Origin of the sequence: Sutcliffiella sp. FSL R7-0096, assembly GCF_038595065.1 — a bacterium.
GTDB lineage: Bacteria > Bacillota > Bacilli > Bacillales > Bacillaceae_I > Sutcliffiella_A.
Genome location: NZ_CP152003.1, coordinates 4,452,339 through 4,468,784, shown reverse-complemented (window position 1 = coordinate 4,468,784; position 16,446 = coordinate 4,452,339). Strand labels below are relative to the sequence as shown.

The window sequence follows — 16,446 nt, the reverse complement described above, 5'->3', positions numbered from 1 at the left end:
AATGGAAAAGTTAAAAATGGGAGTTATCGGAGTGGGTGGCATTGCGCAGAACCGCCATATCCCGACGTTTTTAAAAATGAGCGATAAAGTGGAGATTGTCGCGATCAGTGATGTGAATGAAGCGACAGCAAGAATGGTGGGAGAGAAATTCGGTATTCCCAAAGTGTATGCGCATTATGCCGATATGTTTGGGGATGTGGATGCAGTGACCATCTGTACACCGAACAAGTTCCATGCAGAAATTACAATCGCGGCGCTTGGGGCTGGCTTGCATGTATTCTGTGAAAAACCGATGGCGATGCGTCCTGATGAATGTGAAGCGATGATCGCTGCTGCAGAAGCTGCCGGGAAAAAACTGGCGATTGCATACCATTACCGATTTATGAAGGAGTCGGTTGCCGCTAAGCGCCTTGTGTTGGAGGATGAAATCGGTCGCCCGATGGTGGCAAGGGCAAAAGGGATACGTCGTCGCAAGGTTCCTGGATGGGGTGTGTTTACGAATAAGGAGTTGCAGGGCGGTGGAAGCCTGATCGATTATGGCTGCCATTTATTGGACCTGTCCTTATGGCTGCTTGGCAATCCGAAACCGGTGGAAGTGATGGGATCAACTTATAATGAGTTAAGCAAAATACCCGGCCAGGTGAATCAGTGGGGAAGCTTTGATCATGAAACGTTTGAAGTGGACGACCATGTGACCGCATACATCAAGTTTGAGGGTGGAGCGTCGATGCTGTTTGAAACGTCCTGGTCTGCCAATGTGAAGAGTGATGAGGAGAGTGTCAGCATTTCCGGTCTGAGTGGGGGAGTGGACCTATTCCCGTTCCACGTCAACCAGATGAAACATGGGATGCTCTTGAATACAGAAGCTGAGTGGGTACCAGGCGAGGAGGATCCAAGTCTGCCACAAGCATTGAATTTCGTAAACAGCTGCCTAGGGTTGGAGGAACTGGTGGTCAAGCCTGAAGAGGCAATGCAAACCTCAATGATCATCGATGCGATTTACCGTAGCAGTGAAACAGGGAAGAGTGTTAGTTTATAGGGGCTTCGACGTCGAGGGGGAAAATCCTTTAGGGGTCTGACCCCTTTTTTTTCTTTTTTATTAAAAAGGCACCAGCCCCCGGCTGGTGCCCCTTACTATTATCCTACTATTTGCGGAACAGGTCATCGTCCTCTGTGTCAAAGAGTTCAGCTCGTCTTGTTTCCATTCGCTCTTTTTTACGGGAGGAAAATGGCTCCGGGGTATCCTCTTCAAAAACAGAAGTCTCATTCTCGTAGTTGGAAGGTGCTTCAGGATAGATATCGGCCTCTTCATCAACCAATTCGCCTTCTTCATACTCGGTTGTGTAAAGATCCTCTTGGCTCTCTGTCACAAGCGTTCCTTCCTCATCCAAACCAGGCTCCATCCCCACACCAGGTTTGTCGCGCTCCATCTCGTTCAACGTATCCTCAAAGAGTATGGGACCGTTATCCTCATTCGACATTTCTTCTTCCTGCTCTAGTGCAGACTTTGGTCTCACACCCTCATCAGATTGAAATAACGGTTTTTCCCGTTCGGTTGTAGTGGCATCACCCGGAACATCCTCGACATGCAATGGCCCGTCTGCGATGACATTTTTATCGTATACTTCTTCTTCATACGGCTTTTCCATTGGAAATGGTTGGCCATGCTCATAAAGTAGAGCCTTATCTACATCTTCCTCTGTTTTGTTTTCCGCATAACGCTTGCCATTATTTGACTCACGTGAGAGAGTATCCGCTCGCATTTCCTCCCGTTCCATTGTAGGTGATTCATTGGTGACACTTGCCTGGTCATGCAGGGAAATTACCTCCTCCCGAGCGAAATCCTTTTCCACTTTTTCATCCACAACCGGCTCCTCCCTAAGCAATTGCTCGTCAAGAGGAACAGTGCCATCAATATTGGCATCCGGCATAGGTCTGTTGATGGAGCTACCAGGTGCATTCCCGGAAGTATGGCTGGAAGTACCGGCTACATTCTCTGGTCCATCTATCTTGATGTGATGCTCGGAAGTGCTCTTCATAGCCCCCCCTTGCTTATCATCTTCATCTATCATCATTGCCGGCTCCTCGCTCACACTATAGTTATCCACGTGGCTCTCAGCCGTACCAACTTCGCTGGTTGGTACCGGGGTAGCGAGAATCAGCATTTTCCCGACCTTCACATCAAATTCATAGCGGTAGGCTTCTTCTTTATCGATTCCAAGCTCCATCAGGGTAGCAGCGACACTTTTGGATTCAGGCTTCAGCAGGCTGCCGGGAGATACAACGGAACTGGTGGCACTCGTGTTAGCGTAATTGGTTTCCTCTGAGGAAGAAACACCGCTGATCGGTTCTTCTCCCAATTGCTCCAACACGCCACGTCGGTCGCGGATGATCCAAATTTCCTCAGGATGGTAGCCTTCATTTTTTAACCAATTGACCTTATTCATTGCCTCTTCTTCCATTAGGTAAGATCCTACAATTTCCATGCGTTGCTCAGTCATGCTACTTCCTCCTCAAGGGTTGCTTTTATTTTATATGGGCATATTCCGTATTCTGCATCGTTATCCTTCTCGTATATGAACGAAAATAGCTTAATGATTATATACCCGGTACTCGAAAAAACGTAAACCAACCTTGAAAAATAATCTAGAAAGGCAACCTTTTATGTTAAGGAATCGTCTATTTAGGGAAATTAATGACAAATGCTTACTGCGAAAGTTCTGCGAACCATATATTAGATCGTGCCGAACAATAAGCTACCCAAAATAAATCCCCCATCTAGTAATGGATGGGGGATTTATTTTTCTTATATAGCTATCTCAAAAGTTAATCCGAAATGCAATGGCTGAACCCTATGGGAATCCTAACTTTCAGTTTACGGTTAATCAAACGTTTGTTTGAAAAAAGCTATATTAATCAAAAAAGAAATCCTAGAAATCCCCATTTTTCTAGGGGTTTCGACATCTCTTCATAAATGTTACCAACATAGCTTTTTCAAAAGTTAATCCATTATGCAACAGCTGAAACCCATGGGGAATCAAACTTTTTACATTCAATTAATCAAACGTTTGTTCAAAAATTACTATTCTGGATTTGAAATTTTACGAGGTGGAAAAGCGATGGCTGTTAACGAGCGATCCTGTACCTCGACACTGGCGATATGCTGGTCAGGCAAGGTAATATGATTTACTTCGATGACATAGGTATAGGTTCCCGGTAGAGGGACTATATCTGTCCACGTGATTTTTGTTGTATTGATGATGGTTTTCTCGCTTTCGCTTTTACCCACCTGATTGATCATGGCAAAGCTTTCACTTGTCAGGGGAGTCGTCCCCCGCAATAATGAAAACTCGACAATAAAGCTATAGTACGGGTCATTTTCCGTCAGGATGAATGCCTCCAGCATTGCATCCAATTTTACAGGTTCATTTGTTAGAAGAGTAGTTACCTCTAGTTCAATGATCTGTGTCGGGGTATCAGCAGGAATAGTCAGCATTTCATCTGACTGATTAAAATAGTAGCGCGGTTCCGCCTTCTTCGGCTGAATATCGCAATTACATGGTACCCTGCACCCGCAGCTCTTCCTCCATTCAAAATATAATGACATAGTATAAAATGCCTCCTTTAGACATACTATCCACTCCATAACATATGCTTGTCATGATTGTTTGGCGACGGTAGGAGCCTTGAAAAGGAAAAAATAAAAAGCCTGTAAACCCATACATATTGCTGGGGCTTACAGGTATCTTTGGTTATTCATACAATTCCCTATATACAATCGCCTTCAATGCCAGCAATTCCTCATCTGTCATTTTATCTTCAAATGTCTGGATCATCTCCATGGCTTCCTGTTCCGTCATGCCGTTGGAAACCTTCGATTGGATTTGCTGCATCTCTTGGAAGCTTAGCTTATTCATGACCATTCTTGTCGCTTCTTCCCTTGTTTGAATCGGCAATTCTTCCAAATTTGCCTGTGCACCCTCTGCGATATAGTTCTTAAGTGCCGGGGAGTTGTCCACATATTCCCTTGCCACCGCAAGGTCATTATTATTCACCATATCATTTTCCACATATTCCACAGCCTGATCTTCCATATATTTATTAATGAAATAATAGCCTGCAAAACCAAGTCCGCCAACCACAATGGCAGTGATAAATATTCCTTTGATTACTTTCATGTAGAACACCTGCTTTCTCTTTTTACTATATAAAATTGGGAGGGGGAAAAGCAAATTTTAAAAATATGTTTAAGTTTATGGGGAAAAGGCTATAGAATATAAAACAAATATCGACGTGAATTTTATACTATTAGAAATATTTTCAAAATAATCTTGTCTTTTTTCGAGAAAGTAGTAGAATTGTAGTATATTTTGTAATTAATTAGGCGGTGAAATTTTGAGAAATGAATGACTATAAAGTAATTGATAATAAAGATGAAATCATAAAAGTTCTTCAGTATGCCTACCAACAAGGTACAGAACGGGAGAATATCTCCATGATGGAGCTTGTAGATGAGATGAGAGAAAAGCTGCAGATTCTTATAAAATAAATTGATAGATTGATAGATGGCACTTCTGAATTAAATGTTCAGAAGTGTTTTTTTATTATTGTCGCTGGCTAACATACCCAGTCTCTGAATTCCTCCATGAAGAGAAGAAGTATGTTAGAATTAAACTCGTTGTCTTTATTTTAGAAGGACAATCAACTACGAAAATACAAAAAGTGTAAGGTGATAGAATGATTGGAAGAAATGAACCATGCCTATGCGGCAGTGGCAAGAAATATAAGAAATGCTGTGAAAAGAAGCAGGACGGCCTTGAAAAAGTATTGGAGTCGGAATTGATGGGTTTGCAAGTCGATATCATGCGATTTGCATATGAGAAATTTGCAGGAGAGCTTGAAAGTGTAAGCACAAAATACCTACATAAATTTTCAATGGATGAGATGAAGGAAGAAGCTTTTAATGAGCTACTCCATCTCTGGTATATGTTCACGGTAAAACGTGATAACGGCCGCACGATTGTGGAGGAGTTTGTTGAAGTCCATGCAGGGAAGTTCTCTCGTTCCCAAGTAAAAGAGTGGGCTGAAAGCTGGCAGGACGCTTATCCTTCCATCTACAAGGTGGCGAATCTTCGTGGGGATGTTTATACCATGGAAGACTTTTTTACCAAAGAAAAAGTGAAGGTCACTTATATTGGCAGGGAGGACAGCTTAAGCAAAAACGAGCTGGTCATCGGGATGTTTGTCCCTTATCAGCAGGAGAAAGTTGTATTCATGTCGACCTTTGAACGGGGCGTGCTGGAGACGATCCGCTTGGAAGAAAAAATACAAGAAGCACTTAGCGACATTGCTGTAAACGAAGACTATATTCGTGAAAACTTCCCAGACCTTGCAGGGCGCATGGTTGAATTTGAGTTGAGTGAAGAGGATGTTCAGGAGCTTCCTGTCCAGGATGCGGCGCAGGAACGAGTATTGGAGCTGTTTGCTGAGGCGGCGAAAAAACGCGGATATCCGGAAAGGTTCTTGGAATTTGCCAACATGCTGTGGTCCATCTATTGCATGAAGGAAAGTCCGATGATCCGCAATGAACAGAACTACGCTGCAGCCTTGGTTTACTTCTTGGATACCCATTTTATGAAAGAGCAAATGGAAACCCAAAAGGCGCTAGCCGAGGAGTTTGGAGGATCACCCGGAAGTGTATCATCCACCTTCCGCAAACTTGATGAGGTGTTACAGCCTGTTCTGAAGACATTTGAAGAGGATATTGAAGCCGCATTGAAAGGCGCTTCTTAAAAAAGTTCAATGGCATCTAGTCTCTACCGTTTATTTTGGCGGGGAGGCTGGGTGTTTTTTTGTTGGGGGATTTTTGAGGAAACAATCATTTAAAATGGGTTTGTCCTTTTCTCAATTGGTCGATCTCCTTTTGTATAATTTTTCCGTTTGTGCGCATCCTACTAAAAAAATGTAGCGAGAATAGGGAGGCATGATGGTATGCAACGGATTTTATTGTTTGCTTGTGCATTGATGGTGGGGGCGACATTGTTTATTGGACCGGTCGCTGTTGCTGCGGCACCGAAAGAGGAGGAAGTGGATTCCTATTTGAAGGAAATTGGTTGGACGAGAAAGGACTTGGATAACTATTTGAAATTTTATGAGGTAAGTCTAGAGGACTTTAAAGATATCAACCATCTTCGTGATGAGCTTGGCACCCCGATCAACGAAGAAAATCTTTTGATTATGCTAGAAACGTACGATCTGACGAAAGAAGAGTTGGAGGTGCTGTTATCTCGGTTTGGTGAAAAAGTGCAGGATTATACGTTCATTGAGGATTTGGAGCTTGCCGTGGACTTTTACATGACCCACGAGGAGGAAGTGGCACGAGCGGAGGATTTTCTTGTTTCCATGGGATTTGAGGCCGAGGAAGCAAGGTTAATTTTCCATCATATTTTAAGCCTTCCTAAAGACGTGCTGGCAGAAGAGTTGGAAAGGTTGGAGGGGATGCTTGAAGAGGAGCCGAATTCAGTAGATAAGGTGTTTTCCCTTTGGACAGAAATGATGAGTGTATTCCAGGTGGATGCCGATCTGCATGTAGAGGACGGCGAACGGGTGCAAGTGACAGAGGAAACCTTGATGCAACCAGGTTGGCTGGAAGGAAAGGATGTCCACCTAGATTTATATAATGGGGAAGGCAGCCTGCTTGCATCTGCGGTGATGGATGAGCAGATTGTGTCTCCATCGTTTGCGAAGTCCACGGGGACCGAGCTTGTCCACCTAGGACAGGTTGGGGTAAAGATGAGCGATGAGCTTTATCATAATAGAATGCCTGATACGGCTTCCCTGTATGGTTTTGGGATAATGGCTGGGCTATGTATGCTTGTTGCGGCAGGTGTGTTGGTGAGATGGAGTGGAATGGGCATGGCACGCAGAGGTAGCTGATGGGTAGTGGAGCTGGAGGTTATACTGGAATGTTACTGCATGTAATTCGAATATGTGGAATAGTGTTGTTTGTTGTGGGGGCTGCTTTGTTTGTTGGAAGCGGCCTTTTGTATTGGAAGGGGATTTCGGCGGTGGAAGAGAGGTCGGATACTGTTGAGGAGTTTTCGTCGTCGGGTTTGGAGGATTTGCGTTTGGGCGAATCTCGGGTTGCCGAGGAGGGGGAACATGGTGAGTCTGTAGAGGTAGAGGCAAAGGTGGCGGTCGGTGAAGAAATCGGCGAAGTTTATTTTCCTGTTTTGGAAGTTGGAATGCCGGTCTTCCATGGAGTTTCTGAGGATGAGCTGGTAAAGGGAGTTGGCCATGTTCCTGGAAGCCGGTTTCCTGGAGAAGGGGGAAATATTGTACTTTCAGGTCACAGGGACACTGTATTCCGGAGGCTTGGGGAGCTTAAAGTCGGTGATAAGGTTGTGCTGGGGTTTGATGGTGGGGAGTATATTTATAAAGTCGCAAGGGTCAGGGTTGTAGACAAAGAGGATACTTCTGTGGTGGTCCCGAGAGCACGTGAGGTGTTGACGATCACGACTTGCTATCCATTTCGGTTTATTGGAAGTGCGCCTGAGCGGTATGTGGTGGAGGCTGAGTTTTTGAGAAGGATGGAGGGGGAAAGTCGTTGAGTTAGTTAGTGAGACGTTGGGACGTATAGGTAAAGGTGAGTGAGAGAGGCCATGTCTTTGTGCAACATTGGTTTCGAGAATCCCCCGAAATTGAGCGCGAATTTCTAAAAAACATTGCTTCTGAAAGTGTTCGTGCAAGTTTGGATGAGGTTCGGACAAAAGGTTATTCCTTTTCAGCTAATTTCGGACAAAGACTTTGTTCGTTTGGACAATGACAAGGTAGGGTTCGGACATTTGAAAAATTAGTTTGGACAACTTTCCGAAATTTTCGGACAAAAATCCGGAAACTTTGGACAACTTCCCGGAAACTTCGGACATAAACAGAAAAACTTCGGACATTTACCTCAAAGTCCGCCTGAATCCATTAATAAAATCCCTAGAACTAACGGTGATTTTAGCGCATTAACGCATAGAGGGTCAGACCCCTTTTAGCGCATTAACGCACAGCGGGTCAGACCCCTCTTATAGCCTTCTACTTACTCTTCTCCAATACAGGCTTTTCTTTGACTTTTGTCTTAAATGCTTGGACGAGTTCTTCGCCTGCGTAGCCTTCAAGGACGAGGCGTTCGAGCAGTTTTTCGTGGTAGTTGGTGTTTTTGCGGAAGAGCTCGCCTTCAAAGAGAATGCTCATTTTGTCCTCCATCACAGCCACTTGGCGAACGACAGCCTCAAAGGAAGCGGGGTCATTTGTCGGTTTCGAGATGGTAGCTTGAATATGAAGCATTTCTTCATTATCACGGAACTTTTCATATTTTTCCGGCTCGCTCTTTGGAAGCAATGCCTCAATAAGCCAGTTTTCTTTTCCGTACTCTCTATTGATAATCAAACCGTCTTGTAAATCCAGCTGTTCAACGTCTTCACCATGTACGAGGGATAATGCTACTAGTTTGAACGTTTTCATGATTTTCCTCCAACGGGTCATTTTTTTGGCTTGGTCACAGTGTCAAACATACGTTAAAGGCACTGGAGAACACCAATCACATGTACCAATATTTTGTCTTATTATAACATAAGCGCAAAGAAAGATACCTTCTCAAAAAGAAAGCTCAAAAAAAAACCATTTCTTGCAATATCATAATTCGACATGCACATGGCCAAACAAAATCGTATTTTCTCCTAAGGTAAAAACATGTTTTTACACACAAAACATCGATTAAAATCCTAAAACCCTCATTTTACCAGATCTCCAAGAGCAGTTATGATAACGAAGCAGCACGAAATTTGTAGAAAAAGGAGGGAAGAAAGTGATAAATGAAGTAGTGCTCATTGGCAGGATGGTGAAAGACCCGGACCTGCGGTATACAAAGGAGGGAATCCCGGTTGCCAGCTTCCGTTTGGCTGTCAATCGCTCTTTTAAAAATCACGAAGGGGTCATTGAGGCGGATTTTGTTTCCTGCACTGCATGGAGAAATCTTGCGAAGACAACAGCTGATTATTGTAGGAAAGGCGCCTTGGTGGCAGTTACCGGAAGGATTCAGACAAGCCGGTTTGAAGGGAAGGATGGCACCACTGTTTTTGTGACAGATATCGTGGTGGACAATGTGCGATTTCTGGAAAAGAAGCGAGAGGAAAAACAGGAGGTCCCTGCGGCTTCCCATTCAACAGTTCCCCCGCCGCCACCGCCAAACCCTGACAATGAACCGTACACCCAAACCCAAGGACAAACGGATAGTAGAACCAGACCGCGGGAATGGAACCAGGTTCAGGTCCCACAAGATAATCAGAACGCTTCCCATCAAACACAGGAGTCCCAAGTGTCCTCCTATGCACAGGATCATCCGAATTTCATGGGCAGGCAGCCTGAAAAAGTCGAAGTTTAAATTCAACGCCAATTAAGTTCGTCCATATTTATGTATCAAGTGATTTTTAACCTATTACCTATAAAGCAAAGGGCTCCCCTCCCATTTTTGCTTTGGCCTTTCATGAAAAAGGCAACTTGCGGAAACAAGCTGCCTTTCTTTTTTTGCTTATCAGCATGAAGCAGAGGATAAGCCCTCCAGGTTCCTCTAGAGAGAAGAATTGCCTCTATGTATCTCCATTTCATGGTGCCAGCCTTTGAGGGGTTGGCTTTTTTCGGATATATTGGTTAGCTTGATCGGGTCTTGAAGCCCTCATTTATTCACATAGATACCCATCATTTCTTCCATCACTTTTCTATCTGTTATGTTTTGCTTGGTATGTTTATGTAGTATTTCTTTGAACTTTTGATGCTGTTTCAAGTAGTCGACAATTTGCATAAGTTCTTCGTCTGTCTGGTTAATCTGATAGAGTCGGTTGAATTCTTTTACATAATGCTCTTGTTCGTAATGGTTGCCTACCAGATAATCGATGGAGACCTTAAATAGTTTGCTAAGCTCGATGAGGGTTTCTAATGGTGGCACTTCCTTTTCCGTTTCCCACTTACTGATGGTGGCATGTACCCTGTTCAGGCGATCGGCAAGGTCTTGCTGGGACCAGTTTTTCTGATTGCGAAGGTATTTGATGTTTCTGGCTAAAAAGGACGTGTTCATCATATCTCCTGCCTCTTTTCCGCATTTCTTTTAACGTAATAGATAAGAGAAGGAGTGACTGTTCTTATATAGAACAATGGCGCTTAATGTTCCTATATGGAAAATGTCGAATTTTGCAATTTAAAGAGAATGATTGAGTATAGGTAAGAATACCTAGAAAAACATAGCGGAAACGTAAAATTACCTATATTTTCTATAAAAAGTAAATTTATTTATACTTAGGAGGAGTGAATTATGCAAGAGGGAGTGATGAATGTGGCAGATTTCAAGTTGACGACAGTTAGCTTTCATCCTGGTCCGGATGACTGGAACGCTGATGGGCAAAAGTACTTTATTTATATAAAAGAACCATCGGAAGACTATTCTGCATCAAGGGCTTCATTTTTTGACGCATTGGAGATCAGTAAGGAAGAATTATCTTTAAAAGAGAATTTGCGTTGCATTTCCACTTCCAGCAACCAGGCTGTTGAACTGCACTTCCGTTCTTATGCGGATAAAAGGATCATTTCGGTCACCATCAATCTCCCAAGTTACCAGCTTGATATCTCCTCCTATGCCTGGTACCGGCATCGAAAAGCATTTCTCAAGGTCGATTATCCAGAACAAGTGGGCCATGATGTGATTGAAGAGCTATTGCAACGTATTTTTGTAAAACATAAAGGGAAAACAGCCTATCTTACAATGAGGGAATCGAAACCGGGTGTGACCAGTAAGAGAATTTAATCGTGAGTGTATAAGGGATGCCCAGTTGGGACACACCGTAATTAAGTAGAATTTTTTTCTTGAAAGGCTGTTTTCGTAAATATTGGTTGCTTATCCGTACCTAACAAACGACCGTTATATTTCTCATTGTCGTGCTCTTTTTCCGGCTGTAAATAATGAACTACATGCCTGCTTTAGAGTTGATAGGCTGTAAAAAGTCCAAATGCCGACTTTTTACTAGTGAATAGCAACAAACATCGAAAAAAGAGCCTCAATAAAAAGATCTAACACATTAACGGTGGTGGTTCCTATGAAAAATAAGAGAATCCTATACTATTTGTTCCTGGCCTTTGGCTGGACCGTCATATTGTTCTATTTGTCTTCTATGTCCTACGCGGAGCAGGATATCAGGCCGTACTTGCAAATGCTTGTAGCGGAAGAACACATCGCCCAAGTATTTTCCGACGTCGAAATTACGTACAGGGACAGCACGGTGAGTGTGGACAATATGGGAGGCTACCAGTTTGTGGAGTTTCTCTTCCGAAAAGGAGCCCACCTGTTTTTTTATAGTGTCCTTGGTTATCTGCTTGTCCGGTATTTTGCAAGTTCTTTAGGGAGGAAGTATTGGAGGGTATGTTTGTTTAGTCTATCTATACTTCTTACGATTGCGATGCTTGACGAGTATTTGCAGCATCTGCACCCCGAACGAAGCGGACAGTGGGCGGATGTTTGGTTGAATGGTATGGGTGGGGTGAAGGGGATCATTACTGGGTTCCTGTCCACCTATATTAAGAAGAGCCGTAAAGCTGAAACAAAAAAGAGCGAAGATCCATCTATGTAGATGGGAGCTGCGCTCTTTTTCTTTGGTAATGAAGACAATCCTAACGCCAAAATGCGAGTGAGGTAGTCATTATCCCCAACATTACTATGGCTTCTCTTTACGTCGATTACTATCCAAGAAGCATCATCACCGCAATGTCAACAAGTCTCTCAATTCCTCATTATCAAGCTCCGTAATCCAGCCTTCACTAGTGATGATCTGGTTATTTAGCGCTTGCTTGGATTCGATCATGGCATCAATCTTCTCTTCAAGCGTTCCGGTGGCAATAAATTTATGCACATGCACAAACCGGTTCTGCCCGATACGGTAGGCTCTGTCCGTTGCCTGGTTCTCAACAGCAGGGTTCCACCAACGATCGTAATGGATGACATGGTTGGCCGCTGTCAGGTTCAACCCGGTTCCACCAGCTTTCAAGGAAAGCACCAACACATTGAATTCCCCGGCCTGGAAATCTTGGATAAGCTGATCTCGATCTTTTTTGACCACACTTCCATTCAGAAATCTCCCTTTTTCCCCTAAACTTGACTCCAAAGCGTCGATGATCATATTCCCCATCGAGATGTATTGGGTGAAAATAAGGCAGCTTTCTCCGCGCAAGCGGATCTGCTCCACTAACTCCACGAGCTTTTCCATCTTACTGGAGCGCATCAACAGATTCTCCGGCGCCTCTTCTTTTAAATAAAGGGCAGGATGATCGCAGACCTGCTTCAGTTGTCCAAGCATTTTCAAAACAAGGCCGCGGCGCTGGATGCCACCGAGTTCTTCCACCTTATCCAATGTCTCTTTTACGAGTTGCTCATAAATGGAAGCTTGTTCAATGGTCAGCGGGCAATATTCCTTTTGTTCCTGTTTGGCAGGAAGGTTAAGGGCTACCTGTTCGTCTTGCTTGGTCCGACGCAACAGGAATGGCTGAATCAGCATCTGAAGCTGCTGAATTTTCTTTTTATCTTGGTCCTTTTCAATCGAGAGAACAAACTGCTTATGGAAAGAGCCAAGGGAACCCAGATAGCCTGGATTGATAAAATCAAAAATGGCCCACAGCTCAGATAGACGGTTTTCCATTGGCGTTCCAGTGAGTGCGATATGATGCTCTCCACTCAGGTTCCGTACTGCTTGTGACTGTTTCGTGTCTGCATTTTTGATGTTCTGCGCTTCATCCAGGCAGATGGTGCGCCAGCCGACACTCGCTAGCTCCTCTTCATCCAGATGAGAGATGGCATAGGAGGTCAGTACGACATCAAACCCTAGTACAGCCTCCCGAAAAATAGACCCTTTCCCGCGATTTGGTCCGTAATGCAACATGACATCCAGGCTAGGAGCGAACTTTTCCAGCTCCTTTTGCCAGTTGCCAAGGACGGAGGTAGGGCAGATGATCAGCACTGGCGGCCCATCCGGTTCCTTTTCCTTGCAGGAGAGGAAGTAGGCGATAAGCTGAATCGTTTTCCCAAGCCCCATGTCATCTGCAAGACATGCACCAAAACCATGCTCCCTTAAAAAGGACAGCCAAGCTGCTCCGTGTTCCTGATAGGGTCTAAGCTCCCCTTTAAATGTCTCCGGGACGTCAAAAGGAGGGATGTCCTTGCCCTGATATAGCTGTTCAATCAGGCACTCAGCTGAGCCGGTCACTTCGTAAGAGATATCCTGGACAGAATAGCTTGAATTGGAATCTGAATCATCCGGAATCTCTCCACCCATGCCAGCCGCATTACTTTTCAACAGATCTTCCATGCGGATCCCGTTCTCTTCCGCATGCTTCATCATCCGTTTAATCTCTTCGATAAATCCTGGATCGAGTACAACCCACTCGCCTTTGATCTGTACAAGTCGGCGGTTCTCCTCGACCATGGCGAGAAATTCCTCCTCGGATAGCTCTGTGTTGCGGGTTGAAAAGCGCCATTCAAAATTAACCAGAGATTGAAGACCCACGAAGGACTGTGAATGGCCACCACCTTTTTTAGAACCATTTACTCGAGCCTTCACCTTAATCCTGGAATCCTTGATAGCCTGCCACCATGGAGGCAGATGGATGAAGCTGCCGATTGCGAGTAGCCTTTCGCTTCCGTCCACAAGGAAACGCCAAGCGTCTTCTTCCGTTAAATAGCTTCTGATCTGGCCATTAGAAAAGAGGGAGGGAGTCAGTTGCTGCCATTTTTTAAATCCACGGTTCACTTCTTTTTTGTATTTTTTATAGGAAGAAGGAAGGGTATCTTCCTCCCATACATATAGTTCTTCTGTTTTTTTATCCTTCAGGAGGGTTTCCAACTTCCAATCCTGCTCGCCTTTTTCCGGCTCCAATAAACGGAGGCCAAGTTTAAAGGGAGTGGAATCCTTTGTCCACCCGATGTCCCGGAGCCAGTCCTCTTCGTCAAGATACTGCACAAGTCTGCCTTCTGCAGCAAGTACACGTGGATCCCCAGAGTAGTTCATCCAATAGGTTTGCAGATTTTCCTCCTCTTTCCGATCCAGCCAATCCTTCATGATGGCATCGACCCACTCCTCCATCTTTTCCTTATAGGAGGGAAGAAGGGGGTTCTGCTTAATAAGCTCCTCTCCTTCTACGGTTAAGGAGAAGGAAAGCCTTCCAGCCTGCCAAGCTGCAAAGTCCGGTTGAAAGGCTCTTTGGTTCATTACATCTGAAACAGCAGGGGCAATCAGGCGATATTGTTCAGATTGATCGCACCACTCAAGCTCTAAAAAGGAGTTCTCCGTATTGTTCGCAAAAAGCTCCAGTGCATCACCGGGATTTAAAAATACCCCAGCCATCCCATCATGGGTGGACTCCTGAAAAAAGGAACCGAAAAAAGAACCTTCATGCCAGGTGAACAGGAGCGGAATGAATCTTGATGGCGGAAGGACAGAAGATCTGAGTTTTACATAAAGAAAAAACTGATTCTGTTCTTCGATGTAGGTTGAATTGGCATATAAAGCCTCATTAATCATAACTGAATCTTCCTTTTTTCAATTCTTCTTGGAAGGAGCGGAGTCGCTTGGTTCCTTCTTTTAACTGCTGCAAGTATTGAAGCCAGACATCCTCTAGTTTTTCTTTTTTATAGAGGCTATGTAAAGCTTTTAAAAGTGAGGTGGCCTCTTTATAGGCGGTCTTGTTTCGTTGTTCTAACGCCTTATGTATCGCCACATGATAAAGCGGAAAAAGGGCATAAGGATCTGCTTTTTTTATCTCTTTAAGCTTGTATGCCTCCAAGCCGCTGAGCTCAAAGCCCATCCAGAGTTGCAGTTCCACCCATTTTCGGAAACTTTTCGTTTCAAAAAGGTACCATTCATATTCGCCGTAGCTGTAAGGCATGAGATTACGTAGAGCTTCCTTGTATAGTCGGTCATGTTTTGTTTCGAGCGCGTAGTCCGTCAACAGTTTCAGCAGGTGCTTGGTCAGCTGCCTTTTCCGGTCGTAGGTTGGCTCTGAATGGATATAGTCCGTCACGATGGGAAGGGAGATGGAGAGCCAGCTGTCCAGTCTGTCCTTCGCTTTGGCACTAACTAGTGCCTGTAACCAATGAAAAATATACGGGGCATACTGGTTGCCGTTTTTTTTGACTAGCTTCAAGGCTTCTTCATCCTTTTTCTGTAAAAAAAGCAAGTGGGTTTTTGCCAGTTCCGCTTGCAGGGAAGCATCCCCTTCCAATTCCTTCAACTCTGATGCCATCCAGTTGCGGCGCTGGAACACGTCATTCCAGGTGAACTGGTAGATATAAAACATTTCCCGTATAAAAGGTTCTTCTTGCTGCAATAGCTTTTCGCGGATCAACTGTCTGCTTTCCTTCAGCAATGAGTCAAGTTGAAAGGCTATCGCACTATGAAAAAGGCCTTTTGCTTCCTCTTCGACAATGTCCACGAATCGGTGCAGGATATCTGCTATGTATTGATATGGTTGAGTATTATCATAACTCTTGATCACTTGCTCCATACAATAGATGGAGGCATGCAACAAAAATAACGGACGGATTTCTGCCTTTTTTGGAGCCTGTAAACGCAGTTTTGGAAAAAATGCGTGAGTAAGCCCGGTCAGGTAGGTCCTTTTTGTCGGGATGGAGCTTTTGAATTCTTCATGCTGATCGTTCACAAATTCCAGCCAGCTAGAAAGGGAATTCTCCTCATAGCTGGTTGCCTTCTTTTTAGCTGTGGCAGCTAGGACAGGAACAGCATTTACGGTTGTTTCAGTTTTCCAGCTATCTATAAGGGAAGCAATGGTATGATGTTCTGACCATATGGCTAGAAAGGTGGCTATCTGGTGGGAGCAAAGGGTAGAGGCACCACATGAGCATCTGCTGAGGTCACCGATTTCGGTATCGAGCAGTACGTGCTTTTGTCCGTTATCCTGCACTTTGCCGAATATGCTTGTGCCTTCCTCGTAGGCGTTGATGACATTACCTTGGCGGAAGAGTTTTAAGCCTTCTTTTAGGTTGTGCCGGTTGGTTTCTTCCGTGAGCGGATATGTATCTATCAGCCATGTTGTGAACTGCTCCATTTTGTGTCACCTTCCATTTGCTTGTAAGTTGATTCTATTACTCCTGTTTCCTTCGTTCCATGCGTTCGCTTACCTGCGGGGCGGTCCGGAAGCCTCCTCACTTCGTTGGAAGCCACTGAAAAACGCCGCTGTTGATTTCCGCAAACGGCTTCGCTTTCCGCGGGGCTACGCCCTGCGGGGTCTCAAGAATGTCGCTACTACCCCGCTGGAGTCTTCGCCTATTGCTCCAATCAACAGCTAGAAACCAAAATGAAGATAAGTTTTAAGGTTTTTCAGTGGCCTCCTTCGTTGTAGGGTTTT

Annotated in this window: 15 protein-coding genes; 8 read left to right on the top strand and 7 right to left on the bottom strand. The window is 44.5% G+C overall.

All coding sequences use genetic code 11. From position 1 onward, the window contains the following. The first annotated feature begins 1 nt into the window (after nt 1). Nucleotides 2-1,039 (top strand): Gfo/Idh/MocA family oxidoreductase, encoded by a 1,038-nt coding sequence (locus MKY77_RS22935; RefSeq protein WP_339147922.1) that lies wholly within the window; start codon nt 2-4, stop codon nt 1,037-1,039. 106 nt (nt 1,040-1,145) lie between these two features. On the opposite strand, the gene MKY77_RS22930 is transcribed toward MKY77_RS22935, so the two are convergent. The 3 genes from MKY77_RS22930 to MKY77_RS22920 all read right to left on the bottom strand — a co-directional run bounded on the left by MKY77_RS22930 (nt 1,146) and on the right by MKY77_RS22920 (nt 4,178). Beyond that, a complete protein-coding gene (locus MKY77_RS22930; protein ID WP_339147921.1) occupies nt 1,146-2,501 on the bottom strand; it encodes a general stress protein in 1,356 nt (451 codons plus the stop codon). Between the two features lie 581 nt (nt 2,502-3,082). Then, entirely contained in the window at nt 3,083-3,607 is a 525-nt protein-coding gene (locus tag MKY77_RS22925; protein ID WP_339147920.1) for a hypothetical protein, read from the bottom strand. A gap of 145 nt (nt 3,608-3,752) precedes the next feature. Further along, nucleotides 3,753-4,178, bottom strand: a complete 426-nt coding sequence (locus MKY77_RS22920) for a hypothetical protein (protein WP_339147919.1) — start codon at nt 4,176-4,178, stop codon at nt 3,753-3,755. Nucleotides 4,179-4,402: 224 nt separating this feature from the next. On the opposite strand from MKY77_RS22920, the gene MKY77_RS22915 reads away from it, so the two are divergent. From MKY77_RS22915 to MKY77_RS22900, 4 genes are all read left to right on the top strand, one after another. Beyond that, complete coding sequence (locus tag MKY77_RS22915) at nt 4,403-4,549, top strand: hypothetical protein (RefSeq protein WP_339147918.1); 147 nt, start codon at nt 4,403-4,405, stop codon at nt 4,547-4,549. Nucleotides 4,550-4,737: 188 nt separating this feature from the next. Beyond that, a complete protein-coding gene (locus MKY77_RS22910; RefSeq protein WP_339147917.1) occupies nt 4,738-5,793 on the top strand; it encodes an SEC-C metal-binding domain-containing protein in 1,056 nt (351 codons plus the stop codon). A 198-nt stretch (nt 5,794-5,991) separates the two neighbouring features. Continuing rightward, nucleotides 5,992-6,936 carry a processed acidic surface protein gene (locus tag MKY77_RS22905; RefSeq protein ID WP_339147916.1) on the top strand — a complete coding sequence of 315 codons (945 nt, stop codon included), beginning with the start codon at nt 5,992-5,994 and terminating at the stop codon, nt 6,934-6,936. 29 nt (nt 6,937-6,965) lie between these two features. Beyond that, entirely contained in the window at nt 6,966-7,610 is a 645-nt protein-coding gene (locus MKY77_RS22900; protein WP_339147915.1) for a class D sortase, read from the top strand. A 472-nt stretch (nt 7,611-8,082) separates the two neighbouring features. Here the strand turns inward: MKY77_RS22900 and MKY77_RS22895 are convergent, their stop codons facing one another. Beyond that, complete coding sequence (locus MKY77_RS22895; RefSeq protein ID WP_339147914.1) at nt 8,083-8,511, bottom strand: YwpF family protein; 429 nt, start codon at nt 8,509-8,511, stop codon at nt 8,083-8,085. A 343-nt stretch (nt 8,512-8,854) separates the two neighbouring features. Here MKY77_RS22895 and ssb point away from each other — a divergent pair, with 343 nt between their 5' ends. Continuing rightward, complete coding sequence (ssb, locus tag MKY77_RS22890; protein WP_339147913.1) at nt 8,855-9,430, top strand: single-stranded DNA-binding protein; 576 nt, start codon at nt 8,855-8,857, stop codon at nt 9,428-9,430. Nucleotides 9,431-9,721: 291 nt separating this feature from the next. On the opposite strand, the gene MKY77_RS22885 is transcribed toward ssb, so the two are convergent. After that, nucleotides 9,722-10,123, bottom strand: coding sequence for a helix-turn-helix transcriptional regulator (locus MKY77_RS22885; protein WP_339147912.1), 402 nt, complete (start codon nt 10,121-10,123; stop codon nt 9,722-9,724). 231 nt (nt 10,124-10,354) lie between these two features. On the opposite strand from MKY77_RS22885, the gene MKY77_RS22880 reads away from it, so the two are divergent. Beyond that, nucleotides 10,355-10,843, top strand: a complete 489-nt coding sequence (locus MKY77_RS22880; protein WP_339147911.1) for a hypothetical protein — start codon at nt 10,355-10,357, stop codon at nt 10,841-10,843. A gap of 289 nt (nt 10,844-11,132) precedes the next feature. Then, on the top strand, nt 11,133-11,663 hold the full coding sequence (locus tag MKY77_RS22875; RefSeq protein ID WP_339147910.1) for a VanZ family protein: 531 nt from the start codon (nt 11,133-11,135) through the stop codon (nt 11,661-11,663). A gap of 126 nt (nt 11,664-11,789) precedes the next feature. Here MKY77_RS22875 and MKY77_RS22870 read toward each other — a convergent pair whose 3' ends face one another. Both MKY77_RS22870 and MKY77_RS22865 read right to left on the bottom strand, forming a co-directional pair. Beyond that, nucleotides 11,790-14,603, bottom strand: a complete 2,814-nt coding sequence (locus MKY77_RS22870) for a DEAD/DEAH box helicase (RefSeq protein ID WP_339147909.1) — start codon at nt 14,601-14,603, stop codon at nt 11,790-11,792. After that, on the bottom strand, nt 14,596-16,146 hold the full coding sequence (locus MKY77_RS22865) for a hypothetical protein (RefSeq protein WP_339147908.1): 1,551 nt from the start codon (nt 16,144-16,146) through the stop codon (nt 14,596-14,598). Before MKY77_RS22865 ends, MKY77_RS22870 begins: the two co-directional genes overlap by 8 nt. Nucleotides 16,147-16,446 lie beyond the last annotated feature (300 nt).

Bases quoted from the DNA above. Each gene is read 5' to 3' on its own strand.
- MKY77_RS22910 (WP_339147917.1), top strand. From the start codon at position 4,738: ATGATTGGAAGAAATGAACCATGCCTATGCGGCAGTGGCAAGAAATAT.
- MKY77_RS22875 (WP_339147910.1), top strand. From the start codon at position 11,133: ATGAAAAATAAGAGAATCCTATACTATTTGTTCCTGGCCTTTGGCTGG.
- MKY77_RS22895 (WP_339147914.1), bottom strand. From the start codon at position 8,511: ATGAAAACGTTCAAACTAGTAGCATTATCCCTCGTACATGGTGAAGAC.
- MKY77_RS22930 (WP_339147921.1), bottom strand. From the start codon at position 2,501: ATGACTGAGCAACGCATGGAAATTGTAGGATCTTACCTAATGGAAGAA.
- MKY77_RS22905 (WP_339147916.1), top strand. From the start codon at position 5,992: ATGCAACGGATTTTATTGTTTGCTTGTGCATTGATGGTGGGGGCGACA.
- MKY77_RS22870 (WP_339147909.1), bottom strand. From the start codon at position 14,603: ATGATTAATGAGGCTTTATATGCCAATTCAACCTACATCGAAGAACAG.
- MKY77_RS22900 (WP_339147915.1), top strand. From the start codon at position 6,966: ATGTTACTGCATGTAATTCGAATATGTGGAATAGTGTTGTTTGTTGTG.
- MKY77_RS22915 (WP_339147918.1), top strand. From the start codon at position 4,403: ATGAATGACTATAAAGTAATTGATAATAAAGATGAAATCATAAAAGTT.
- MKY77_RS22935 (WP_339147922.1), top strand. From the start codon at position 2: ATGGAAAAGTTAAAAATGGGAGTTATCGGAGTGGGTGGCATTGCGCAG.
- MKY77_RS22920 (WP_339147919.1), bottom strand. From the start codon at position 4,178: ATGAAAGTAATCAAAGGAATATTTATCACTGCCATTGTGGTTGGCGGA.
- MKY77_RS22925 (WP_339147920.1), bottom strand. From the start codon at position 3,607: ATGTCATTATATTTTGAATGGAGGAAGAGCTGCGGGTGCAGGGTACCA.
- MKY77_RS22885 (WP_339147912.1), bottom strand. From the start codon at position 10,123: ATGATGAACACGTCCTTTTTAGCCAGAAACATCAAATACCTTCGCAAT.
- MKY77_RS22880 (WP_339147911.1), top strand. From the start codon at position 10,355: ATGCAAGAGGGAGTGATGAATGTGGCAGATTTCAAGTTGACGACAGTT.
- MKY77_RS22865 (WP_339147908.1), bottom strand. From the start codon at position 16,146: ATGGAGCAGTTCACAACATGGCTGATAGATACATATCCGCTCACGGAA.